Below are 23,160 nucleotides of genomic sequence, written 5' to 3'. Positions count from 1 at the left end.
CTGATCGTGGCAGGGCTCGGCGGTGCGTTGGTTGCTGGGCTGGCGATCCCCCTCACCTCGCTGCTCGCCGACTCCGGCGAACAGGCAGTCGAGTCGCTGGAGTCGCTCCCGGTTGACCTTGAGACGCCACCCATGGCCGAGCGGTCCCGGCTGCTCAACGCCGACGGCTCGGTGCTCACCTATTTCTACGACGAGAACCGGTACTACGTCGGTCTGGACAAGGTCTCGGCCATCATGCAGAAGGCCATGGTGGCGATCGAGGATCACCGGTTCTACGAACATGGCCCGATCGATCTGCAGGGCACGCTGCGCGCGCTGGTGAGCACCTCCCAGGGCGTCACCCAGGGGGCGTCCAGCATCACCCAGCAGTACGTCCGGCTGGTGCTGGTCGATGCCGCCGAGCGCGCCGGGGACGAGCGCGCCCGCACCCTGGCGACCGAGAACACGATTGCCCGCAAGGTGCGCGAGCTGCGCTACGCCATGGCCCTGGAGCAGCGGCTGAGCAAGGACGAGATCCTCGAGCGCTACCTCAACATGTCGTACTTCGGCGACGGTGCCTACGGGGTGGAGGCGGCTGCCCGGCACTACTTCGGGGTCAGTGCCAAGGATCTCGACCTCCCGCAGGCGGCGATGCTCGCCGGACTGGTACGCAATCCAGTGAGCACCAATCCGGTCAGCCATCCCGAGTTCGGACTGTCCCGCCGGGCCGATGTGCTCAACCGGATGGCCGAACTCGGCATCGTCACCACCGACCAGGCCACTGCGGCCAAGCAGACCCCGTTCGATCCGAAGAAGGTGCGCGAGTACCGGCTGGGCTGTGCCAACGCCGAATTCCCGTTCATCTGCGACTACGCCTGGCGAACCCTGATGCTCACCAAGAGCCTGGGCGCCACCCCTGCCGAACGGAAACAGCGGGTGCTGCGTGGTGGCCTCACCATCCAGACCCGGATCGACCCCAAGGCGCAACGGAGGGCGGAGAAGGTGATTCGGGCGATGATCAGCCCGAAGGATCCGGTGGTCTCGGTGATCGTGATGCTGGAGCCGGGCACCGGTCAGATCGTGGCGATGGCGCAGAGCCGTCCGAAGATGGGCAAGAAGGACGGTCAGACCTTCTACAACTATGCGGTCAACCATGCGATGGGCGGCGCCGACGGCTACCAGGGCGGCTCCACCTTCAAGGCCTTCGTCGCCGCCGCCGCACTGGAGAACGGCATGGGCGCCTACGGCGTCTTCGACGCCAAGCAGCGGATGACCTTCGACGGCCAGACTTTCAAGAACTGCCAGGGCCCGTTCAAGCAGCGCAAGTGGACGGTGGTGAACGCCGGCGGGACCGGGAAGAACAACCTGTTCAGCGGGGTGAAGAACTCGGTGAACACCTACTTCGCCCAGCTCATCAAGGCGGTGGGGGTGTGCGAGGCGGTGAGGATGGCCAAGCGGCTGGGCCTGGAGATGTCGATGGGCTCCGACCTGGTGAAGAGGTACGGGTCGATCCCGTCCTTCACCCTGGGAGCCGTCGAGGTGACCCCGCTGTCGATGATCGAGGCCTACGGAACCTTCGCCAACCGCGGCGTGCACTGCGAGCCGGTGATCCTGAAGTCGATCAAGCTCCGGGACGGACAGCAGCTGGAGGTGCCCAGCGCGAACTGCAAGCGGGTGCTGTCGGCCGGGGTAGCGGACGCGATGAACCGCATCTTCCAGGGCCCCTACAACGGTGGCACCGCCACTCGCGCGAAGGTGCGCGGGGTGCAGATGGCGGGCAAGACCGGCACCGTGCCGGACAACAAGGCGATCTGGACGGTGGGGTACACCCCGGAACTCGTGGCGGCCGCGATGATCTCCTACGACAACAACAAGAAGTACCAGAAGTTCTGGAACCGGCGGCCGAGCTACCTGCGCTACACCACGCTCCCGAAGTCGGGAACCTACCTGACCGGCTTCTCCGGCGGGGACGCTGGCCAGCGCCTGCTCAAGCCGGCCTTCGCCGCGGCGATCAAGAAGTACGACCGGACCAGGTTCCACTCCCCACCCGAGTCGGTGCTGCGTGGGCAGTGGCGCGCCGTCCCGGCCTGCACCGGGATGAGCGTCCAGGCCTGCCGGTCACGGCTGGAGCGAGCCGGGTTCAGCAGCTACCTCGACGAGGTGGACTCTGCCGCGGCGAAGGGGACCGTCGTCGGTCTTGACCCGTCCGGGAAAGCGCCGAAGCTGAGTTCGATAGCCATCAAGGTGTCCAACGGCAAGAAGAAGGAGGAGCCGGACAAGCCGAAGCCCGACTCGGACAAGCCCGCCACCGAACCGCCGCGGCGTCCGCCCCGGCGCTGAGGCCCGGGGCACTGCCACCCTCAGTCCCGCCGGTGCAGGTAGCTGATCAGTTCCGAGCGCTTGTGGATGCCGAGTTTGCCGTAGATGTGCTGGATATGGGTGTTGACGGTGTAGGGCGAGATCACCAGCTTCTCGGCGACCGCGGCAGCGGTGTACCCCTGGCCGATCAGGCCCAGGATCTCGCGCTCCCGCTCGGACAGGCGGAACTCCTCGGCAACACAGCTGACGATGGTGGCCAGGGCGGACTCCGCCTGAGGGGTGCGGATCAACTCCTCGATCGCGTATTCCTGGCGCACCATCGAGATCACCAGCCCGGACATCAGCACCACCAGCAGCACAAAGGTGGGCCGCGTCAGGGTCTGGTGCAGGCCGGGTACCCGCTCGTAGAGCAGGGCTGTTCCGTTGCCCAGGCAGATGCCGAGCCGGATCGCGCCGCTGGAGAGCGCGAAGGCGGTCGCCGGTGGGGCATAGCCACGGAGGGTGAGGACGCCCATGTACGTCGTGATCAGGATCTCGAACAGCGAGGAGATCGCCAGCGCCAGCAGGAACGAGACCACATGGAGACGCTCGTCGGTCAGGTAGAGCACGCAGGCGACCACGCTGAACATCAGCAGCCATGGATAGACCCGGTAGGCCGAGCGCCGCTTCGGGCTCAGCCGCTGGCCCAGCGCGAAGAACAGGATCAGCGCGCCGCCGAGCAGGATGCCCACGGTGAAGCTGTCCTGCACAACGCCCAGCGCCTCCCAGGGCACGATCGCGACCGTGTAGTAACAGACGAAGGCAGCCGCGAACGAGATCACCGTGACGACGACCATGGTGCTGCGACCCTCGGTCGCCACCTTGGCCGGCAGCAGGGAGGGATAGCGGGCGTCCGGGAGGGCACGGACGTGAACGTGGAGCAGCAACCCCGACAGCAGCGGCAGCAGGCAGACGAAGGCAACGGCCGACCATCCCGGCAGCAGGTAGGTGGTGGCCACGACGCCCAGCAGGAAGCCGCCGTACATGGGTGCGACCCGTTGCAGGGTGAACCGTGCCCTGTGGCAAGCGAGCCGCTCGCCCCACAACACCCAGAGCACACCCGCGCAGGAGCCGATCACGAACGCAGACAGGTACGCGATCCACGGTGAGGCAACCATCATCCCCACCGACGCCAGGACGCCGGTGCCGAGCGCGCCGAGTCCCGCGGCCGACCACACCAGCGCCGGGGTCGCACCCAGGTGCCGTCTGGGACCGAGTTGGAACGCCAGCACCAGCGGCACGACGCCGGCGGCGGCGAGGGCGATCAGCCACGAGAAGGTGATCCGGTCGTCCAGCAGGAAGGTGTTCGGGAATGCGCTGGGAACGAACCACAGGCAGTAGTGCCATGCCAGCAGGGTGGTGAGGCCGAGGTACTTCGACCGGGGCCCCAGGACGACCCGGGACAGCGTGGTGTCGGACGCCCTGACGAGGGCTTCGTTCATGGCTCCTCTTCGAGTCGGGGCAGTGCCGCAGTACTGGTCGGGGGTGGGAACCGTGCGGCCGCCGGAGCGCCACATTGCGCGGCTGGCGTGGCCTTAGTGTCTCATCAATGACCAGGCCGCACCATCACAAGAACCTAACGAGTGGTGTCGGCTGAAAGTGGTGCTCTTGGGTTTCACCCCGATCTGGGGATGCTGGTGCGCTGCGGCTGACGAGACGCCCGGCGAGAGTGACGCTCGGGACGAGGACGTCCTGGTCACCTCTCTGCACTGACGGACGGGGGCCTGCACACACGCGAAGGAGTCTCAATGGCGAACTCGGCGAGCGACGAGAAGAGTTACTCAGACCTCAGTTCTGGGCGACGCTGGTTCCTGCTCATCCTGGCGAGCATCGGAAGCTCGATCATCTATGCACCCGCCTATCTGAAGGCGGTCTTCTACGACCCGCTGCAGAAAGCGCTCGGGGTCACCAACACCGAACTGGGCGCGGTCTTCGGCGCCTACGCGATCACCGCCCTGATCTGCTACCTGCCGTCCGGGATCCTCGCCGACAAGATCAGGATGCGCACCCTGTCCTCGGTCGGTTTCATCTCGACAGCGGTCCTGACCTTCTTCTACGCGATGCTGCCGAACCTGACAGTGCTCTACCTGATCTTCATTCTGATGGGCGTGACCACGATCCTGATCTGGTGGGGGGTCCGCTACAAGCTCGTCCGGCTGGTGTCCGAAGAGGACGCGTATCCCAAGCGGATCGGCCTGTCGTACGGGATCTACGGCGTGGCGGGGCTGCTGATCGGTCTGGTGTCGACGGCCATTGTCGCGATGGTGGGGGAGAACCTGAACCTGGGCGTCTCGATCTACCTGTACTTCCTGAGCGCGGTGATCCTGATCCTCGGCATCCTGTCGTGGCTGTTCATCCCGAAGTTCGCCGGCGAGATCAAGACCGAGGGCGGCTTCAGCCTGGTCGAGTTCACCCAGGCCTTCCGTGACCCGGTGGTGTGGATCGCAGCCATCTCCCTGTTCTTCGTCTACTTCTTCTACACCGGTGTCACCTACACCACCCCCTACATGACGGGCGTCCTCGGGGTCTCGCTGGCGGCCGCGACGGTCGTGGCCAACATCCGCAACTACGGCATCACGCTGCTCTCCGGCCCGATCTTCGGCTGGATCGCAGCCAAGACCCGGCCGTCGGTGACGATCGCGATCGGCTCCCTGGTCTTCGTCGCCGCCCTGCTGGTGATGATGTACCTGCCGACCGGACCGTCGGTGATGGTGATCGCCTGCGTGCTGGTGGTCCTGCTCGGCTTCATCGCCAACGGTGCCTTCGGCGTGGTCTCGGCACAACTGACCGAGGGCAAGGTGCCGCTGGGCTACTTCGGTGCGGCAACCGGCCTGCTGTCGGTGATCGGCTTCCTGCCCGACACCTTCTCCAGCACCTGGTTTGGCTCCATCATGGACGCGCAGACCGATGCCGCCGGAAACGTCGCGGCAAGCGCCTACCAGCAGATCTTCTGGATCCTGATCGGTGCCGCCGTGCTGGCGGCGGTGTTCTCGCTGGTGCTGTACCTCTACCTTCGCGCGACCCGGGCCCGGGCCGAGGCGAAGGCCGAGACCGTCCCCGTCGCCTAGGACGACGCGATGGTTGCCCAGAACACCCTGCCGGTCCTGGATCTGATCTCCCCGCAGATGCGGGCCGTGCTGGACAAGTCGGCCGAACTCGCACCGGACGCGTACGCCACCGATGCTGGCCTGGAGCAGTTGCGTCAGGCCTACGGCATCGAACGCCGCTTCTGGAACGAGGGCGGGCCGTCGATGGCGCTGACCATCGACGACACGGTTTGGACCCCGCACGGCCAGGTGGCGATCCGCTGCCACCTGCCGCGGCAGGGCGAAGGGTTGCCGGCCGTGCTCTACGTCCACGGCGGCGGCTGGGTTCTGGGCAACCTGGACACCCACGACCGGATCATGCGCGTTCTCGCCCGGGAATCGGGGATGGCGGTGGTCGGGATCGACTACGCGCTGTCGCCGGAGGCGAAGTTCCCGGTGGCGCTCGAGCAGTGCGCGGCGGTGGCGCGACACCTGCGTGACGCCGGCGAGCGGTACCACGTGGACGGTGCGCGGCTGGCGATGGCCGGCGACAGCGGCGGAGCCCAGCTGTGCCTGGCGACCACGCTGTGGCTGCGCGATCAGGCCGACGCCGGCGAGCAGGTCGTGGAGATCGGGGCGCTCGCGCTGTACTACGGGATGTACGGACTGCGGGACTCCGCCTCGCGCCGGCTGCTCGGCGGGCCCTGGGACGGCCTGACCGAGGCCGACCTCGACTACTACCTCGACTGCTACCTGGCAGACCGGGCCGAGGTGCGCAGCCCCTACGTCGACTGCCTGGCCGCCGACCTGAGCCGCGGGATCCCGCCGTGCTACCTGGCGGCCGCCGACCTCGACCCGCTGCGCGACGACACCGCTGCGTTGGCCGCCATGCTGCAGACCTACGGGGTGGTCCACGAGCACGAGGTGTTCCCGGGCGTGTTGCACGCCTTCCTGCACAACTCCCGGCTGCTGGACGCAGCCGCCCAGGCTCTCGCCAACGGCGCCCGCTTCCTGCGAGAAACCTTCGACAACCAACCCTGACAAGGAGATTCAGATGGATTTCAGGCTCAACGACGAGCAGCAACTGCTGGTCGAGAATGTCCGCGAACTGATGCAGCGGGAAAACTGGGAACCCTACTTCGCCGAGTGCGACAAGACCCACCAGTACCCCGAGCGGTGGGTGAAGGCGTTGTGTGACCTCGGCTTCGACCTCATCATGCTGCCCACCGAGCACGGCGGTCTCGACCTCGGCCTGGTCACGCTGACGGCGGTCTACGAGGAACTCGGACGCTGGGGTGCACCCACCTACGTCCTCTACCAGCTGCCGTGCTTCGACACGATCCTGCGCGAGGGCAAGCCGGCGCAGATCGAGAAGGTGCTGGCCTACGTCGGCACCGGCAAGCAGATCTGGAACTCGGCCTGCACCGAGCCCGGCGCCGGCTCGGATGTCGGCAGCCTGCAGACCACCTACACCCGCCGGGACGGCAGGATCTACCTCAACGGCCACAAGACCTTCATCACCTCCTCCGCGCACGTGCCCTACCTGGTCGTGATGGCCCGCAACGCCGACGACCCGAGCTGCTTCACCGAGTGGTTCCTCGACATGAGCCTGCCCGGGGTGCGGATCGAGCCGCTGGAGAAGCTCGGCCTGCGGATGGACAGTTGCTCCGACGTGTACCTCGACAACGTCGAACTGTCCGAACAGGACATCTTCGGCACCGAGGGCAACGGCTTCAACCGCGGCGTCAAGGACTTCGACTTCGAGCGCTTCCTGGTCGCTGCCAGCGACTACGGGGTGGCGTTGTCGGCCTTCGAGGACGCGGCCCGCTACGCGAACGTCCGGGTCCAGTTCGGCAAGCCGATCGGGCGCTTCCAGCTCAACCAGCTCAAGTTCGCCGAGATGGCGATCAAGGTCACCGCCATGAAGAACATGGTCTACGAGGCTGCCTGGCACTACGACAACGACGAGATGACCTCGGCCCAGGCCGCGATGTGCAAGTACTACTGCGTGAACGCCGCCTTCTCGGTGGTGGACGACGCGATGCAGGTGATGGGTGGTGTGGCGGTCGCCGGCGAGCACCGGCTGCAGCGGATCTGGCGCGACCTGCGGGTGGACCGGGTCAGTGGTGGCACCGACGAGATGATGATCCTCACCGTCGCCAAGGGCGTGCTGCGCAGCTACGCGAACCAGGGGTGACGACGATGCAGATCACAACCGAGAAGCCCAGCTTCGGCGTCCTGGACGACCTCAGGGTCGTCTACGCGGCGGTCGAACTGGCCGTTCCCAAGGCCTGCTGCCTGATGGCCGAGTGGGGCGCCGACGTGACCTGGCTGGAGAACACCGGAGCCGGCGACACGATCCGCGACACAGCCTGGATCAAGCAGGCCGAACGCCGCAACCAGCGCTCGGTGGCACTGGACTACTTCTGCGACGAGGGTCGCGAGGTGCTGCTGCGGATGCTGGCCGACGCCGACGTCTTCATCGAGTCGAGCAAGGGTGGAACCTGGGCCAAGAAGGGTCTGACCGACCAGGTGCTGTGGGAGATCAACCCGCGACTGGTCATCGTCCACGTGTCCGGCTACGGCCAGACCGGCGTCCCGGAGCGGGTCTCACGGGCGGCCTACGACTTGACCGTGATGGCCTACTCGGGCTACATGAGCCAGAACGGCACCCCCGCGCAGCCGATGAACCCCGGTCCGTACGCCGGCGACTACTTCAACACGCTGATGATCGTCAGCGCCACCCTGGCTGCCCTGCACAAGGTCGCCCGGACCGGACGCGGGGAGTCGATCGACGTCGCGATGTACGAGACCCTGCTCGCCATCGGCCAGTACTACCTGGTCGACTACCTGAACGCGGACGTGATCTGGCCCCGTCCGGGGGCCCGGAACCAGAACCTGTGCGCGATCGGGGAGTACCCCTGTGCCGACGGCTTCATCGGGCTCACCGTCTATGGCGTGGCGCAGAACAAGTACCTGCTGGAGACGATCGGGCTGGGTGAGCTGTGGGGCACCCCGGACTACCCGGAGGACTGCAGCGCGCTGTGGCTGTCCAGCCCGAAGGCGCAACTCATCGAGCAGAAGCTGGAGGAGTACCTGTCCACCCGCCGAGCCGCGGACGTCGAGCGTGACTTCTCGGCCCACCGGATCGCGGCCCAGAAGGTGATGGAGTTTCCCGACCTGGTCGCCGAGGAGCACCTCAGGGCCCGTGGCGTCTGGCAGGACTGGCAGACCGCCGACGGGGACACCTTCCACGGTCTGGGGGTCTTCCCCCGGTTCGGGCAGCACCCGGGCCAGGTCTGGCGACCGATGCCTGCCCAGGGTCAGGACAGTGCCGACGTGCTCGCCAGGATCGGCTATTCCCCCGACCAGATCGACCACCTCATCGAGGTCGGCGTCATCAAACAGTCCCGTTGAGGAAGGACGCTCCCATGCGCATCATCGCCTGTGTCAAAGCTGCCCCCGAGGACGCCGATATCGGCGTCAACCCTGACCGCTCTCTGGACTTCAGCAGGGCGCAGACAAAGATCGGCAGCTATGACCTGAACGCCGTCGAGGCGGCCCGCCAGGTTGCCGACCAGACCGGCGGTGAGGTGGTCGGGCTCAGCGTCGGTGGCGAGGCCCTGGCCAACTCCAAGCTTCGCAAGGACGTGCTGTCACGCGGCCTCGACAGCCTGACCGTGGTGGCCGGCGAACCGGACGCGGACAGCTTCCAGACCGCCAGCGCGCTGGCGGATGCGCTCGGGCACCTCGGTGACTACAACCTCGTCCTGCTCGGGGCAGGCAGTTCGGACCGCTACGCCCAGCAGGTCGGCAACCAGCTCGGCGCACTGCTCGGGCTGCCGACGCTGAACAACGTCAACCGGATCGCCGTCGAGGGCAACACGGCACGCGTGGAGCGGTTGCTGGAGGACGCCGTCCAGGTGGTCGAGGTCACCCTGCCCGCCGTCCTGAGCGTCACCCCGGCGATCAGCACCCCGCGGATCGCGGGAATGAAGGACATCCTCGCCGCTGGCCGCAAGCCGGTTACCGAGGTTGTGGCCACCATGCCGGGTGCCTCCACCCAGGTGGTGTCGGTGCTGGCTCCCGAGCAGGTCGACCGCAAGCGGACGGTCGTCGAGGGAGACCCCGCCGAGGTCGCCCAGCAACTCGCCCAGTTCCTCAAGAAGCTGTAAGGAGCCCTGACCATGAACGAAGTCTGGATCGTCGCCCACGACCGGGTCGGCGGGGAGGCCCTGGCCAGTTCTGCCCGGACGCTGGCCGGCCAGGTCAACGCGGTCAGCCTCGGTGCCGGGGGGCTGGCGGCCGCCGACCTCACCCTCACGATCGACACCGCGAGTTCGGCGGCCCCGGTCGAGGCCTACGCGACGGCGGTGGCGAACCTGCTGAGCGCTCGCGGCGCCACTGTGGTGCTGTTCGACGCCGGTACCCAGGGCCGACTCCTGGCGGGCCTGGTGGCCGCACAGCTGGGGGTCAGCCCGGTGAACGCCGCTGCCGTCGAGCTGGCTGACCGGCTGACCGTGCAGCGGCTCGCCTTCGGCGGGCTCGCTGTCGCCACCGAACAGATCACCTCACCGGTAGCGGTCCTGGTGATCGGGCCGGGTGTACTGCCGGCCACCGAGGTGGCCGGTGAAGGGGCGGTCGAGGCGGTGGCGGCCAGTCCCGCCGCTGGTCTCACCGTGGTGGAGCTCCGGCCCAAGGGCGGCGAGTCGGTCGACCTGGGCGCCGCGAAGCGGGTGGTCGGGGTCGGACGCGGTTTCGCCGCCGAAGCCGACCTGGAACTGGCCCGGGAACTCGCCGGACGGTTGGGGGCCGAGCTGGCCTGTAGCCGTCCGATCGCGGAGGGCGTCAACTGGATGCCTGCCGAGCGGTACCTCGGGGTCTCCGGGGCGACGATCAAGCCGGAGCTCTACCTGGCTGTCGGGATCTCGGGCCAGGTGCAGCATCTGGTCGGGGTGACCAACGCGAAGGTGATCGTCGCGGTCAACAAGGACAAGAACGCGCCGATCTTCAGCCACGCGGACTTCGGCGTGGTGGGGGATCTCTACCAGGTTCTGCCCGAGTTGCTCAAGGCCCTCTAGCAGGCACCGGTTCCAGGACAGGAGGTGGGTGGTGCCCGACATCGCGACGCACCTGACCACGGCCAGGTTGTGGGCATCGGCCTGCCGGCTGTTCGGGGATCGCCCCTTCCTCGTCCAGCTGGACGGTGACGGCCGGCGCAGCGAGTTCAGCTACCAGGAGTTCGCTGGGCTGATCCATCAAGCCGCCCGGGCCTTCGCCGCGGTCGGGGTCGGTCTCGGCGATCGGGTGGCGCTGCACTTGCGCAACAGCCCGGAGATGCTCACCGCCTTTTTCGGGCTGGCTGAGATCGGGGCGACTGCCGTCCCGCTGGGGCTGGCGGCCACTCCTGCCGAGCTGCGGCAGGCCTACCAGGCCAGCGGAGCTCGTTGGGCAGTGGTGGAAAGCAGCAGGCTGGATGTCCATCTGGCGTTGCGACGTCACGACAGTGTCGCCGCGGCCGGGTTGCTGGTCGTCCGGGACGCAGCGGCGACGCTGCCCGATGGCGTCCTGCGCTACGAGACGCTGTGCGCCGGGCAACCGGCCGAGCCGGTTCCCGACGTCCCGCTCAGCAGTCAGACGGTGGCCGAATTGCTCTACACCTCCGGCACCACGGCAGCTCCCAAGGGGGTCATGATCACCCACGCCAACCTGGCCTTCTCGGGGCACTACGGGGTGTGGCAGACCTCGTTGCGGCCCGAGGACCGGGTGTTCACCACGATGCCGGCCTGTCACTCCAACTTCCAGCTGGCCGCGCTGACGCCGGTGCTGGTCGCCGGAGCCACCCTGGTGATGACGGAGAAGTACTCGGCCAGCCAGTTCTGGGAGCAGGTACGCCAGGAGCGGGCCACCGTCGTGCAGTTGATCGCGATGATGGTACGTACCCTGCTGCTCCAGCCACCGAGCGCACGGGACGGGCAGCATGAGCTCCGCGAGGCGCTCTATTTCATGCCGCTCAGCACCAGCGAGAAGACCGACTTCGAACGGCGGTTCCGGCTCCGGCTGCTGAACTGCTACGGCTCCACCGAGTCCATTGGCTGGGCGGTCACCGACCCGCCGCAGGGAGAGCGGCGTTGGCCCTCGGTCGGCCGGGCGGGACTCGGTTACGAGGTGGGCATCTTCGACGCCGCCGGACGTGAGTTGCCACCGGGGCAGGTCGGCGAGTTCCGGATCAAGGGCACACCGGGGAGTTCGCTGATGCTGGGCTACTTCGACGACCCGGCTGCTACCGCGGCCACGCTCGACCCTCACGGCTGGCTGCGCACCCAGGACGAGGGCTATGCCGACGCCGATGGCTGGTTCTATTTCGTCGACCGATCGGTGAACCTGATCAAGCGGGCCGGGGAGAACGTGTCGGCCACCGAGGTGGAGTGCGTGCTCACCTCGCACCCGTCGATCGCCGAGGCCGCCGTGATCGGCGTCCCCGACCCGGTGCGCGACAAGGCGGTGAAGGCTTTCGTCAGGCTCTGCCCGGGGGAGAGCCTGACGATCGGGGAGATCGTCGACTACTGCCGCTCACTGCTTGCTCCGTTCAAGGTGCCCGAGTTGGTCGAGCTGGTGGACGACTTCCCCCGCACCCAGTCGATGAAGGTCGAGAAAAGACTGCTGCACTGACTCCCCGCATCGCCGCGGGATCAAGGAAACAGGAGGAGACAACCATGGGCAGGATCAAGACCGAGATGGTGGGCCAGACCTTTGGCCCGTTCGTCCGCGACTACACCTTCCGCGATCTGGAACTGTTCGCGCTCGGCTGTGGTGCGGGGATCGACGGCAAACAGGATCTGATCTATCTCAACGAACACGACGAGCGCGAGCCTCGGTTGAAGGTGCTGCCGATGTTCGGGGCGATGCTGATCGTCGATTCCGAGGTCACCCGCACCATCGACTACGGCTACAACTATGCCGGTTCGCTGCACTGGGGCTTCGACATCCGGTTCCACCAGCCGATCACGAAGCTGAGCGACCGGGTCGAGACGAAGGTGAAGCTCGCCGGGCTGTACGACCGCGGCGAGGGGAAGGGCCTGCTCGCCCAGCACATCGGCGACAGCTACGACTCCGACGGCACCCTGCTGTTCACCAACGAATCCTGGGACTGCCTGATCTATGACGGTGGTTGGGGCGGCCCGGCCGCGCCGAAGGATGTCGTCGAGATGCCCGACCGGGCACCGGACGCGGAGGTGGTGGAAACCATCCCGTTCAACCAGGCGTTGATCTACCGGCTCTCCGGCGACTTCCACCCCCAGCACATCGACTGGGACTATGCAGCGGCCAACGGCGAACCCCGTCCGATCCTGCACGCGATCAGCTACGCCGGTGTGGTGATGCGGCACTTCATCAGCACCTACATTCCGGGCGAACCCGAACGACTCACCCGGTTCAAGACCCGGATCACCTCGCCGGTCCACCCCGGCTCGACGCTGACCACGCGGCTGTGGCAGGTCGGGGACCACGAGGCCCGGTTCGCGCTGGTGGACACCGACCATCCCGAAGCCAAGCCGCACCTCAACTGGGGCGTCATCGAATGGACGTAGCCGGTCAGCACGCGTCCGAGGTCAGGCACCTGATCGACGACGCGACGATGAACCGCTTTCTGGCGAAGATCGTCTTCTTCTCCAGCGGCGGGTCCTTCCTGGACGGGTATGTGCTGTCGATCATCGGGGTCGCGCTGGTCCAGCTCAGCAGTGCGCTGTCGCTGAGCGACGCCGAGGTCGCGGCCACCGGTGCGGCCGCACTGGCCGGCATCTTCTTCGGATCGCTGGCCGGCGGCCGACTCACTGACGCCCTCGGCCGGCGCACGATGTTCATCCTCGACGTGGTGGCGATCGGGCTGGCATCACTGGCGGCCTGCTTCGTCGCCGAAGCCTGGCAGTTGATCGCCCTGCGGCTGCTGCTGGGCTTCTTCATCGGAGCCGACTACCCGATCGCCACCTCGCTGATCGCGGAGTTCGCGCCGCGCCGGGAGCGTGCCGTGGCGATGGGGGTGGTGTCAGGATCCTGGTATCTCGGTGCCACCGCAGCCGCCTTCGTCGGCTTCGGCCTGTACTCGGTCACCGACGGCTGGCGCTGGATGCTGGGCAGCGCCCTCGTCCCGTGCGTGGTCCTGCTGATCGGTCGCCACGACATCCCCGAGTCGCCCCGCTGGCTTGCCCAGCGCGGACAGGTCGACAAGGCCCGGGAGGTGCTGAACAGGGTCTTCGGCGAAGGGGTCGAGTTGGAGGAGGAGGAACCGGTGCGTGCCGGTTTCGGCTCGGTGTTCCGGCAGGGCTATCTGGGACGGGTGGTGTACCTCGGTCTGCTGATCCTGTGTCAGGTGGTCCCGATGTACGCCATGTACACCTTCGGGCCCAGGATCATGGCAGCATTCAGCCTCGGCGAGGGCAGTCTTGCCATCCTCGGCGAGTCGGTGGTCAGCCTGTTCTTCCTGGTGGGGACCGTGCCGGCGATGTTCTGGCTGAACTCGCTGGGACGTCGTCCGCTGCTGATCGGCTCGCTGGCGTTGATGGCGGTGGGGCTGCTGATTCCCGGCCTGTGGCCGGAGGCGCACCTTGCGGTGATCATGATCGCCTTCGGGCTCTACGCCTTCTTCTCCGGTGGCCCCGGCATCCTGCAATGGCTCTACCCCAACGAGATGTTCCCCACCGAGGTGCGTGCCACGGCTGTCGGGGTGGCGATCGCGATCAGCCGGATCGGGGTGGTGGTCTCGACCTACGGGCTGCCGCTGTTCCTGGACGCCTACGGCATCGGGCCCACCATGCTGGCCGGTGCCGGGTTGCTGCTGGCGGCGCTGGTGCTGTCGGTGTTCATGGCTCCCGAGACTCGGGGGCTGACCCTGAGCGAGGCGAGTTCACTGTCGGAGAAAGGAAACTCACATGGCTGATTTCGACGCCATCGTGGTCGGCTCGGGGTGTGCCGGGCCCGCGGCCGCCTACGAACTGGCCAAGGCGGGCAGGAGCGTCCTGGTTGTCGAACGAGGGAATTACTGCGGTGCGAAGAACGTCTCGGGCGGGCGGCTCTACACCCACGCGCTGCGGGCCGTCTTCCCCGACTTCAAGGAGTCCGCACCGCTGGAGCGACGGATCGTCCGGGAGCGGATCTCGATGCTCAGTCCTGATGCGGCCACCACGCTCGACGTCTCGGACGAGTTGATGGCCGACGAGCGGTATGAGTCGTACTCGGTGCTGCGAGCCCGGTTCGACCCGTGGCTGGTCGGCCGGGCCGAGGAGGCCGGTGCCGAGTTCATCAACGGGATCGCGGTCGAGACCCTGCTCAAGCAGGACGGCCGGGTCACCGGGGTGCGGGCGGGCGAGGACGAGATCACCGCCGACATCGTGCTGCTGTGCGACGGGGTCAACTCGCTGCTGGTGCCACAGGCGGTCGGCGCCGACCGTCCGACGCCGCACGAGGTGGCGGTGGGCATCAAGCAGGTGATCGCATTGCCGGAGAAGGTGATCTCCGATCGTGCGCTGTGCGCCGACGGCGACGGCATGGCCTGGCTGTTCGTCGGTGACGCCACCCACGGCCGGGTGGGCGGGGGCTTCCTCTACACCAACCGGGACACCATCTCCATCGGGCTGGTGGCGACGGTTGCCGATCTGGTCGACGCCGAGACGCCGATCTACCAGATGCTCGAGGACTTCAAGAGACACCCGAGCCTGGCGCCGATCCTGGCCGGCGGGACGGTGGTCGAACACTCCGGTCATCTGGTCGCCGAGGGCGGGTACGACGCCATGCCGCCGCTGGTGGCCGATGGCGTCCTGCTGGCCGGGGAGTCGGCGATGATGTGCGTGAACGCCGGCTACACGGTGCGGGGCATGGACTTCGCGCTCGCCGCCGGGCAGCAGGCAGGCCGCAGCGCGGCCCTGGCTCTCGAGGCCGGCGACACCTCGGCAGCCGGGTTGGCGGGTTACCGGCAGGCGCTGGAGGACAGCTTCGTGCTGCGCGACCTGCGAACCCTGCGCCGCTTCCCGCGCTTCATGGAAGACACTCCTCGGCTGTTCACCGACTACCCGGTACTGGCCAGGGACGCCATGCGCGAACTGTTCCTGATGGACGGAACGCCGCAGCAGCCGCTGCGCAAGGCGGTGTTGCCCCTGGTGAAACGGGTCGGGCTGCTGAAGCTGGCGAAGGATCTCCGCAACGGAATGAGGGCGCTGTGAGCAGGTTGGCACCGATCACTGTCAACGTCGAGGAGTACCTCGGCCTCAACAAGTACGACGTGGACGAGGAACACGCCCACATCACGCTGGCCGAGGATCCGGATCCAGAACGGTTCGGTGAGCTCGTCCGGGTCTGCCCGGCGGCGCTCTACCGGCTCGGTGAGGGCGGTGAGCCGGTCTTCGACTATGCCGGCTGCCTGGAGTGCGGCACCTGCCGGATCGTCGCCGAGGGCGGCGTCCTGGCGACCTGGGAGTACCCCCGTCCCACGATGGGGGTCGAGTACCGCTACGGCTGATCGGGTTGTCGCGACCCTGAGCACGCCACGCGCGGGCCCGCGCCGCACCGGTTGGCGACCGCCACACTCGCTGCCGGTGCGGGACGGGGTGCCGACGTGCGCCGGGCGCATCCGGCTGGCACACTCGGCGGGTGAGCGAGGCCCTGGCGAGATTCCCCGGACGGACGGTGCTGTCGATCTGGGCGTGGCTGGTGCTGGGCCTGACGGTCCTGGTGGCGCTGCCGGTGGTGGCGCTGGTGTGGCTGGCGACTGCCTGGCGGGATCCGGGGCGCTACTGGGCCGGCTATACCTTCCGCAAGGCAGCGGTGGTGATCGCGGGGCTCAACCCGCTGTGGCGGTTCACTGTCTCGGGGCAGGTTCCGGCCGATCCCAGGCGGCCGTACATGGTGGTCGCCAACCACGAGAGCTTCGTCGACATCCTGCTGATCGCGCACCTGCCGTTCGAGATGAAGTGGCTTGCCAAGAGCGACTTCTTCAGCTATCCGGTGGTCGGCTGGCTGATGCGCATGGCCGGTGACATCCGGTTGGTGCGCCACGACAAGGCCTCCCGAAGCGACGGGCTGGTACAGATGGCCGACCGGCTGGGCAAAAAGGTATCGGTGATGGTCTTCCCGGAGGGCACCCGCTCGGCGAGCGGGGAACTGGGAGAGTTCCGCGACGGCGCGTTCCGGGTTGCGATCGAGGCTGGAGTTCCGATCCTGCCGCTGGCGGTGATCGGTACCCGCGACGCGCTGGTCAAACACGACTGGCGGTTCGGCGCCACCCACGCCGAGGTACGCGTGCTCGACCCGATCCAGACCGAGCCCGGGATGGACGTCGCCACGCTGCGGGAGACCGCCCGGACGGCAATCGCCGCCGCGGTGGAGGAACTGCGGCGCGAGCACGGGCGGGGCTGAGGGATATCGCGCCACCGTCCTCGATCGTCCCGGATTCGTTCCAGCCGGCGTGGACTGCGGCCCGCGAGGCCGGTGTCCGGCGACGGCAGCGGTCTGGTCGCCAGGGTGTTGCGCGGCGGTAGTGCCTCAGCGTCGCTTTCCTCCCGCAACCTGCTTTCCTTCCGCAACGAAATTGATGTGTGTTGACTTGTCTTTGGGTGTGGAGGCAGTGGACCAGAAAGGGGCCGCCACCGTGGTGATCGCGGACGACGGGTCGTTCGTTGAGTTCGCGCGCGGCAGGACCGAGCGGTTCCTGGATCTGGCGTGGCTGATCACCCGGGATGCCGAGGACGCCCGTGACGCCGTCCAGGATGCGTTCGCCGGGCTGTATGCACGCTGGCCGCGGCTGCCGTCCGGTGACGAACTGGAGGCCTACGCCTACCGGACGGTGGTGAACGCCTGCCTGCGGGTGATCCGCAGGCGGCCGCGTTCGCTGCCGGTGGCGCAACCGGAAGGGCTTCCGCTGGCGCCGATTGGCGCCGACCCGGCCGAGGCGGTGGCAGCAGCCGACGAGGTGTGGCGATTGTGTGGCGAGCTGTCGCCGGACCAGCGGGTGGCCGTGGTGCTGCGGTTCTACCAGGAGTTGAGCTTTGCCGAGATCGCAGCGGTGCTGGGCTGCCGGGAGGCGACGGCCCGCTCGCACGTCCATCGCGCAGTGCTGGCGCTGCGGGCGCGGGTGGAAGGACACCAGTGATGGCCGATTACGAGCAATTGTTCCGGGAGGGGCTGCAACAGGCGGTGCGACGCCGTCCACCGGTGGCGGTCGACCCGGTCGGACCACTGACGCGGAAAACTGACGACGATGATGCTGTCTCTGACGTGGTGCCTGCCACCGGCCAGCCACAGCCGGTCGCACGGCCGCGTCCCGGGGTGCGGTGGGCGATCGGCCTGTCCGCGGCGGCAGCGGTGGTGGCAGTTCTCGTCCTGGCCTCGGGTGCGGTCACTCTCCGTCCGATCGAGGCCTCGCCCGGGCAGACCCCGGTGCCGACGATGACCGCCGTGCCCGCGCCGACACCGTCCGGCGAACTGGCCCCGCGCTGGGGGTCGGCGCAGACCATCGCCCCCGATGATCTGCCGCTGACGCCCTACTGGGACGCGGTCCGGAGGGCCGAGGACTACGAGAATCGGCTGGCCGCCGCGTCGGACTACCGGACATGGTGGGATGCCCGGGAGGCCTTCCTGCCGATCTGCCTGGCCGAGAGCGGATTTGATTACGTCCCCGAGCGCCGTGCCTGGGACGGCCCCGAGCCCGGGAGCGAGGCCGAGGCCAGGGCTGCTATCCAGAACCACAACCGGCTGCGGATTCCAGGCCTGGACGCCGATCGGGCCGTGGTTACCCAGGTCGGCTACGGCCTGCGGAGTGCGGCGGCCGAGCTGCCCGGCCAGGACGCGGCGCTGATCGACGACGCGCAGAACACCGCCTACCTGGACTCCCTCTCGCCAGCCAGGCAGAAGAAGTACAAGGCCGCCCTGGACGGCTGCCGGGCGCAGTTCCAGCGCAAGAACCCCGTTCCGGACGAGCCCTACCGGAAGAACTTCATCAGTGCTCGGTTCGGCGACCTCCTGTCTGACCTGGTCGGGTTCCACGTCCGGGGCTCCACCTCCGACATCGAGGCCGACCCCCGGATCGTGCAACTCAACAGTGAGTGGCGTGCCTGTATGGCGCCGTCCGGCCTGCCGATCGAGGACGACCGGGCCTGGTCGACCAAGCCCGGCCCGTGGGACGGTCCGGTTGCCGCCTACCTGATCGCCGTCCGGACCGGCGCCGACGGTCTTGCCGCCGACCCGGGCGACGACCCCGCGCGGATCGACCAGCAGTCGCTGGTCGGTTCGGAGCCGGAGTTCAGGATCGCGCTGGCCGACTACGACTGCCGGGCCAGCACCGGCTACCTCGATCGGTTCATCGCCGTCCAGCGTGAGCATGAGCAGGCGTTCCTGGACGTTCACCGGAAGGAACTGGACAAGCTCGTGGCCTATGTCGACACACATGTGCCGTGATTGGAGCCGCTCCGGGGTGCTCCAGGAGCGTGCGCGGCTCGTTGGTCGATCGCCCGGATGACTGCTGCCCCGGTCGTTCAGGCACGGCCATGGCCACTCAGCGGCGTGCGGGCATGGTTGTGTCCGAGGCCTTCTCTGGCTGCAGTCCTCGGGTGAGGTATCGGGTGTGTTGGCGTGGCCGCTGTCGGGCGTCGACGCGGCGAGGTGGGATGACTTCGGGGGTGTGGTTCGGGCCGAGGCGGATCTGCCAGCGATCCGCGGTGGGGTCGTGGCCGGGTTCCACGATGCCGTGGTGGTGGGGGCAAACCAGGACCAGGTTGGCAAGGTCGGAAGGGCCACCATCCCACCAGGGGGTGATGTGGTGGGCGTGGCAGGCTTGGGCTGGTTTGTCGCAGCCCGGGAAGGCGCAGCCGCGGTCGCGGATCTCGAGCGCGGTGCGCTGGGCCGGGGTGACGAAGCGTTGGGCCCGTCCGAGGTCGAGGATTTCCGACGGCCCGCCGAGGACGACCGGGAGTAGGTCGGCGTCACACAGCAGCCGGCGTAGCTCGCCGGCGGGGACGGGTTCGCCGGTGCCGGCCAGGGTGGCGCTGAGGAGCCCGTTGTCGTGGGCTGTTTTGTGGAGCTTGTCGTAGCTGAGCAGGATGCTGATCCGTGGCCGGTCGCCGCCGTTCACCGGTGCGAGTGCCTGTTGGGTGTGGTGGTTGACCATGGCGAGTAGTCCGTCGGCCCGCCGCATGGCAGGAGTGAGGTATTCGGCCTCGGGGTCGAGGGCGTCGAGGGCACGCTTCTCGGCGGCGGTGTAGGCGTCAATGATTCGGATCAGCGGCTCGGCCGCGATCACGGGGAGGCTGCCTTTGATCAGGATGGAGCCGTGGTGGTCGGGAGTGAAGACGAGGTGTCGGTTGCGACGGGCCTGGCGGAGTTCACGGTCGAGGCGGGCTGCCTGGAGTTCTTCGGCAGTCTCCGGGGCAAGCACCTCGAGCAGGTGTCTGGTGAGGCGGCGGAGCTCGACACTGGTGTGAGTGCGGGCGAAGTCAACCATCAACTCTTGGCCGCGGTCCACGATGTCGGTGGGGAACTCGGGTGGCAGGTCGTCCAGAACGCTGCTGATGGCAGCCGCCTGGGTGGGCAGTATCTGTCCGGTCAGGGCGGCGTCGCCGATGATCGGGAACCGGGCCTGTTCGTGGCCGGCATTGATCAGTGCGGTGGCTTCGCGGCGGGTGAGGTTGGCCACGTCGGCGAGCCAGCTGGTAGCGGAGGTGCCGTGTTCACGCCACACCGCCTGGTTGGTGTCCAGCCGGGCGGCCCACTGGCGCAGCCAGGCGTTCAGTTGGGCATCAACGCGGAGTGCCTGGTGCAGCACGGCCAGCTGGTCGGCATCGGTGGCGAGCCGGTGACGGGGGTCGGTAAGAGCGTGGGTGGCATGGCCGATCAGGGCCAGCAGCTCGCTGGCGTCCAGCTGATCCAGCTGGTGGGTGATCGACTCGTCCATAGCTTGACTCTACGGCCCGCCACTGACAAAAATCGGCCGCCCGACCCCCTCATCGCTGCTTGCCACACAACAAATGGGCTGGAAATTTGTCGGACCTGACTGTCACGCCGCCACCGCGGTGAAAAGCCGCACCGTGCGTGGGTGAGGAGCCCAGAATCGGCGATCGGACAACAGGGTTCGCCCTCGGCAACGCGACAGTTCAGATGTCTGCTGGCCGTCCTCGGAAGTGGGCCCCAGCGGCATCATGGTCCGGCGCCGCGGTCCGATTTCGGATCGGGTTCCCCGATTGTCCTGCGCGGCGGTGGCCGCATCACTAGCGTGCGAGGTGATCAGGAACCGCAAAGGACGACGAGACTCACGAAAGATGATCGCGAAACGGGGCGCTTGCCTCAGATATCTGTGATCGCGAAACGCGGGGTGCGTGTCGCGGCCTGGTGGCGGGGTTGGGGTCCGGTTCGCTCGGTGTCTTGTGAGGGAGTTGTCGATGGCCACCAGGCGGGATCTGACCAAGGCGTACGCCAGGGAGTACCAGCGTGCGGGCAAGAAGCGGAAAGGGGAGATGCTGGACGAGTTGTGCACAGCGACCGGCTGGTCGAGGGTGAACGCCCGCCGCCAGCTCCGGCAAGCCGCGAGCCGGAAGGGCCGCGCGGGTCAGGCGCCTCGCAAACCACGGGCACGGAAGTACTCCTACGATGCGTTGAAGGTGCTGGAAGAAGCTTGGACGCTGGCCGGCGAGCCGTGTGGGAAGTACCTGGTCGCGGTGATGGACGACACTGTGGAACGGCTGCAGCGGTTCCGTGAACTGGGCAAGGTCGCTGACCGGATCAGCGACGAGGTCCTTGCCGAGGTCCGGTCGATGTCACCGGCCACGATCGACCGCTATTTGGCGCCGATCAAGAAGGCCCGCTACCCCGAAGCGAAATCGACGACCCGCCCGGGCCTGATCCTGCGCTCCTCGATCTCGCTGCGCACCTGCATGGACGGGTTCCCCCAACAGCCCGGCTATCTGGAGATCGATACCGTGGCGCACTGCGGGCACCGTAACGAGGGCGACTACCTGGTCACGATCAACGCCACCGACCCCTACCTGGGCTGGGGCATCGCCCGAACCGTCAAGAACAAGGCGTTCGTTCACATGAAGGCCGGCATGGACTACATCCTGGCCCACTATCCGGTCCCGCTGCTCGGGGTCGATTTCGACAACGGCAGCGAGTTCCTGAACTGGTCATTGATCGGCTGGTGCGACGACCACGGCATCCCCACGATCACCCGGTCGCGGCCTTACGAACACAACGACAACGCTCACATCGAGCAACGCAACGGCGACTGGGTCCGCCGCCACGCGTTCCGGTACCGCTACGAAACCCAAGCCGAACAAGACGACCTGAACCTGCTATGGACCCAGGTCGAAGCCCGCAAGAACCACCTGCTGCCGTGTGTGAAAGCGGTCGACTGGACCGAAACAGCGTCCGGACGGAAGAAACGCGTCTATGACAAACCCACGACCCCGTACGCCCGGCTGGTCGCCAGCGGTGTCCTCACCGGCCCCAAAGCCGACCGGCTCGCTCAGATCAACTACGACCTCAACCCCGCCGCCGTCACCCGCAGGATCAACGCCATCCAAACCCGACTGATCGCCTCCGCCAAAGACCGTACCCTCACCAGCCGACAAGCCTGACCTTTCGCGATCAAAACACGTGAGGCACCCGATCAAGCCTCGCGATCACCTTGACATGAGGCAAGGCGAAGGACAACGCATGAGTGGTTACACCGTCATCGATCTGGAGACCACCGGATTCTCCCCCCAACTCAACGATCGGGTGGTGGAGATCGCGGCGGTCTACGTGTCTGAGTCCGGCCAGATCGAGGGGGAGTGGACGACCCTGGTGAATCCCGGCCGTGACGTCGGCCCGACCCAAGTCCATGGCATCGCCGCCAAGGACGTCCTGGACGCCCCGCGCTTCGAGGACATCGCGCCCCACGTGCTCCGTTCCGTGACCGGGCGGACGATCGTCGCCCACAACGCGTCCTTCGACACCCGGTTCCTGGCGGCGGAACTGCTGCGCGCCGGGGTTCCGATCCAGGCGCTTCCGCTGCCGTCGCTGTGCACGATGCAGTGGGCTCCGCGCTTCCTCTCGGCGCAGTCGCGGCGGCTGGCCGACTGCTGTGCCGCGGCGGGGATCACCCTGGAGAACGCCCATTCGGCGCTCGGCGATGCCCGGGCGACCGCCCGGCTGCTCACCGCCTACCTGATGTGCTGTGGCATGCCGATCCCCTGGCAGCAGGTGTCCGACCAGTGCGCGCACTACGCCTGGCCGACCTACAACGGGCAACTGCCCGAGGTACGGATGGTTCAGCGTCCCAGCGCGAGCCAGCGTCGGCCGGACGCCTGGCTCGACCGGATCGTCGCCCGGCTGCCTCGGGCCAGCAGCGTGGCGGAGGACTCGTACCTGGAGGTGCTGGGACGGGCCCTGGTCGACCAGTACCTCTCTGCCCACGAACAGGCCGAACTGGTCGCCCTCGCCACCGACCTCGGCCTCGGCCAGGAACAGCTCCGCGACCTCCACGTGCGCTATCTCAGGGCGATGGGTGCGGTCGCCCTCGCCGACGGCGTGGTCACCGCCGAGGAGCGTCGCGACCTGGAACGCGTCGCGTCCTGTCTCGGACTGGGCGCCGGTGCTGTCGACCAGGCACTCGCCGCACCCGCACCGTCCACGGCTGTCGCTGCCGAGGGCATCCAGCTTCACCCCGGCGATCGGGTGGTGATCACGGGCGACACGCGTCGTTCCCGGGACGAGTGGATCTCCCTGCTGCTGGCTGCCGGCCTGCAGCACGGCGGAGTGACGAAGTCCACCCGGGTGC

The 23,160-nt window shown here is 67.6% G+C and carries 19 protein-coding genes; 17 read left to right on the top strand and 2 right to left on the bottom strand.

The window, feature by feature from the left end; genetic code table 11:
* On the top strand, positions 1-2,319 hold a 2,319-nt coding region (locus VB080_RS05595), incomplete at its 5' end, for a penicillin-binding protein (protein WP_323417452.1).
* A gap of 20 nt (positions 2,320-2,339) precedes the next feature.
* Here the strand turns inward: VB080_RS05595 and VB080_RS05590 are convergent.
* Positions 2,340-3,779: a helix-turn-helix transcriptional regulator gene (locus VB080_RS05590; protein ID WP_323417451.1), complete on the bottom strand. Its 1,440-nt coding sequence runs from the start codon at positions 3,777-3,779 to the stop codon at positions 2,340-2,342.
* Positions 3,780-4,085: 306 nt separating this feature from the next.
* Between VB080_RS05590 and VB080_RS05585 the strand changes: the two genes are divergently transcribed.
* The 14 genes from VB080_RS05585 to VB080_RS05520 all read left to right on the top strand — a co-directional run bounded on the left by VB080_RS05585 (position 4,086) and on the right by VB080_RS05520 (position 18,806).
* Complete coding sequence (locus VB080_RS05585) at positions 4,086-5,405, top strand: MFS transporter (RefSeq protein ID WP_323417450.1); 1,320 nt, start codon at positions 4,086-4,088, stop codon at positions 5,403-5,405.
* A gap of 9 nt (positions 5,406-5,414) precedes the next feature.
* Positions 5,415-6,404, top strand: coding sequence for an acetyl esterase (aes, locus tag VB080_RS05580; protein ID WP_323417449.1), 990 nt, complete (start codon positions 5,415-5,417; stop codon positions 6,402-6,404).
* A 13-nt stretch (positions 6,405-6,417) separates the two neighbouring features.
* A complete protein-coding gene (gene caiA, locus VB080_RS05575; RefSeq protein WP_323417448.1) occupies positions 6,418-7,560 on the top strand; it encodes a crotonobetainyl-CoA dehydrogenase in 1,143 nt (380 codons plus the stop codon).
* A gap of 5 nt (positions 7,561-7,565) precedes the next feature.
* Positions 7,566-8,780 carry an L-carnitine CoA-transferase gene (caiB, locus tag VB080_RS05570; protein WP_323417447.1) on the top strand — a complete coding sequence of 405 codons (1,215 nt, stop codon included), beginning with the start codon at positions 7,566-7,568 and terminating at the stop codon, positions 8,778-8,780.
* Positions 8,781-8,794: 14 nt separating this feature from the next.
* Positions 8,795-9,538 carry a putative electron transfer flavoprotein FixA gene (gene fixA, locus VB080_RS05565; RefSeq protein ID WP_323417446.1) on the top strand — a complete coding sequence of 248 codons (744 nt, stop codon included), beginning with the start codon at positions 8,795-8,797 and terminating at the stop codon, positions 9,536-9,538.
* 12 nt (positions 9,539-9,550) lie between these two features.
* Positions 9,551-10,444, top strand: a complete 894-nt coding sequence (locus VB080_RS05560) for an electron transfer flavoprotein subunit alpha/FixB family protein (protein WP_323417445.1) — start codon at positions 9,551-9,553, stop codon at positions 10,442-10,444.
* Between the two features lie 31 nt (positions 10,445-10,475).
* Positions 10,476-12,035 (top strand): AMP-binding protein, encoded by a 1,560-nt coding sequence (locus VB080_RS05555; protein WP_323417444.1) that lies wholly within the window; start codon positions 10,476-10,478, stop codon positions 12,033-12,035.
* A gap of 44 nt (positions 12,036-12,079) precedes the next feature.
* Positions 12,080-12,952, top strand: a complete 873-nt coding sequence (locus tag VB080_RS05550; RefSeq protein ID WP_323417443.1) for a MaoC/PaaZ C-terminal domain-containing protein — start codon at positions 12,080-12,082, stop codon at positions 12,950-12,952.
* Entirely contained in the window at positions 12,943-14,298 is a 1,356-nt protein-coding gene (locus VB080_RS05545; protein WP_323417442.1) for an MFS transporter, read from the top strand. Before VB080_RS05550 ends, VB080_RS05545 begins: the two co-directional genes overlap by 10 nt.
* A complete protein-coding gene (locus VB080_RS05540) occupies positions 14,291-15,577 on the top strand; it encodes an FAD-dependent oxidoreductase (RefSeq protein WP_323417441.1) in 1,287 nt (428 codons plus the stop codon). The genes VB080_RS05545 and VB080_RS05540 overlap by 8 nt, the downstream gene beginning before the upstream one ends.
* Complete coding sequence (locus VB080_RS05535) at positions 15,574-15,873, top strand: ferredoxin family protein (RefSeq protein ID WP_323417440.1); 300 nt, start codon at positions 15,574-15,576, stop codon at positions 15,871-15,873. Before VB080_RS05540 ends, VB080_RS05535 begins: the two co-directional genes overlap by 4 nt.
* A 131-nt stretch (positions 15,874-16,004) precedes the next feature.
* Positions 16,005-16,769 carry a lysophospholipid acyltransferase family protein gene (locus tag VB080_RS05530; protein WP_323417439.1) on the top strand — a complete coding sequence of 255 codons (765 nt, stop codon included), beginning with the start codon at positions 16,005-16,007 and terminating at the stop codon, positions 16,767-16,769.
* A 208-nt stretch (positions 16,770-16,977) separates the two neighbouring features.
* Entirely contained in the window at positions 16,978-17,502 is a 525-nt protein-coding gene (locus VB080_RS05525) for an RNA polymerase sigma factor (RefSeq protein ID WP_323417438.1), read from the top strand.
* Positions 17,502-18,806 carry a hypothetical protein gene (locus VB080_RS05520; RefSeq protein ID WP_323417437.1) on the top strand — a complete coding sequence of 435 codons (1,305 nt, stop codon included), beginning with the start codon at positions 17,502-17,504 and terminating at the stop codon, positions 18,804-18,806. The genes VB080_RS05525 and VB080_RS05520 overlap by 1 nt, the downstream gene beginning before the upstream one ends.
* A 97-nt stretch (positions 18,807-18,903) precedes the next feature.
* Here VB080_RS05520 and VB080_RS05515 read toward each other — a convergent pair whose 3' ends face one another.
* Positions 18,904-20,298, bottom strand: a complete 1,395-nt coding sequence (locus VB080_RS05515; protein WP_323417436.1) for an HNH endonuclease signature motif containing protein — start codon at positions 20,296-20,298, stop codon at positions 18,904-18,906.
* Positions 20,299-20,782: 484 nt separating this feature from the next.
* Here VB080_RS05515 and VB080_RS05510 point away from each other — a divergent pair, with 484 nt between their 5' ends.
* Both VB080_RS05510 and VB080_RS05505 read left to right on the top strand, forming a co-directional pair.
* Positions 20,783-21,976: an integrase gene (locus tag VB080_RS05510; protein ID WP_323417435.1), complete on the top strand. Its 1,194-nt coding sequence runs from the start codon at positions 20,783-20,785 to the stop codon at positions 21,974-21,976.
* Between the two features lie 79 nt (positions 21,977-22,055).
* Positions 22,056-23,160: exonuclease domain-containing protein (locus VB080_RS05505; protein WP_323417434.1), on the top strand; the 1,105-nt coding region annotated here is incomplete at its 3' end.

It is taken from the genome of Propionicimonas sp. (assembly GCF_034927565.1).
Classification (GTDB): Bacteria; Actinomycetota; Actinomycetes; order Propionibacteriales; family Propionibacteriaceae; genus Propionicimonas.
The sequence above is the reverse complement of the archived record's forward strand: the minus strand, read 5'-3'. Positions and strand labels throughout refer to the sequence as shown.

Excerpts from the sequence above, each read along its gene's own strand:
- VB080_RS05540 (WP_323417441.1), top strand. The coding sequence starts at position 14,291 with ATGGCTGATTTCGACGCCATCGTGGTCGGCTCGGGGTGTGCCGGGCCC.
- VB080_RS05550 (WP_323417443.1), top strand. The coding sequence starts at position 12,080 with ATGGGCAGGATCAAGACCGAGATGGTGGGCCAGACCTTTGGCCCGTTC.
- VB080_RS05515 (WP_323417436.1), bottom strand. The coding sequence starts at position 20,298 with ATGGACGAGTCGATCACCCACCAGCTGGATCAGCTGGACGCCAGCGAG.
- fixA (WP_323417446.1), top strand. The coding sequence starts at position 8,795 with ATGCGCATCATCGCCTGTGTCAAAGCTGCCCCCGAGGACGCCGATATC.
- caiB (WP_323417447.1), top strand. The coding sequence starts at position 7,566 with ATGCAGATCACAACCGAGAAGCCCAGCTTCGGCGTCCTGGACGACCTC.
- VB080_RS05545 (WP_323417442.1), top strand. The coding sequence starts at position 12,943 with ATGGACGTAGCCGGTCAGCACGCGTCCGAGGTCAGGCACCTGATCGAC.
- caiA (WP_323417448.1), top strand. The coding sequence starts at position 6,418 with ATGGATTTCAGGCTCAACGACGAGCAGCAACTGCTGGTCGAGAATGTC.
- aes (WP_323417449.1), top strand. The coding sequence starts at position 5,415 with ATGGTTGCCCAGAACACCCTGCCGGTCCTGGATCTGATCTCCCCGCAG.
- VB080_RS05585 (WP_323417450.1), top strand. The coding sequence starts at position 4,086 with ATGGCGAACTCGGCGAGCGACGAGAAGAGTTACTCAGACCTCAGTTCT.
- VB080_RS05560 (WP_323417445.1), top strand. The coding sequence starts at position 9,551 with ATGAACGAAGTCTGGATCGTCGCCCACGACCGGGTCGGCGGGGAGGCC.
- VB080_RS05510 (WP_323417435.1), top strand. The coding sequence starts at position 20,783 with ATGGCCACCAGGCGGGATCTGACCAAGGCGTACGCCAGGGAGTACCAG.
- VB080_RS05520 (WP_323417437.1), top strand. The coding sequence starts at position 17,502 with ATGGCCGATTACGAGCAATTGTTCCGGGAGGGGCTGCAACAGGCGGTG.
- VB080_RS05590 (WP_323417451.1), bottom strand. The coding sequence starts at position 3,779 with ATGAACGAAGCCCTCGTCAGGGCGTCCGACACCACGCTGTCCCGGGTC.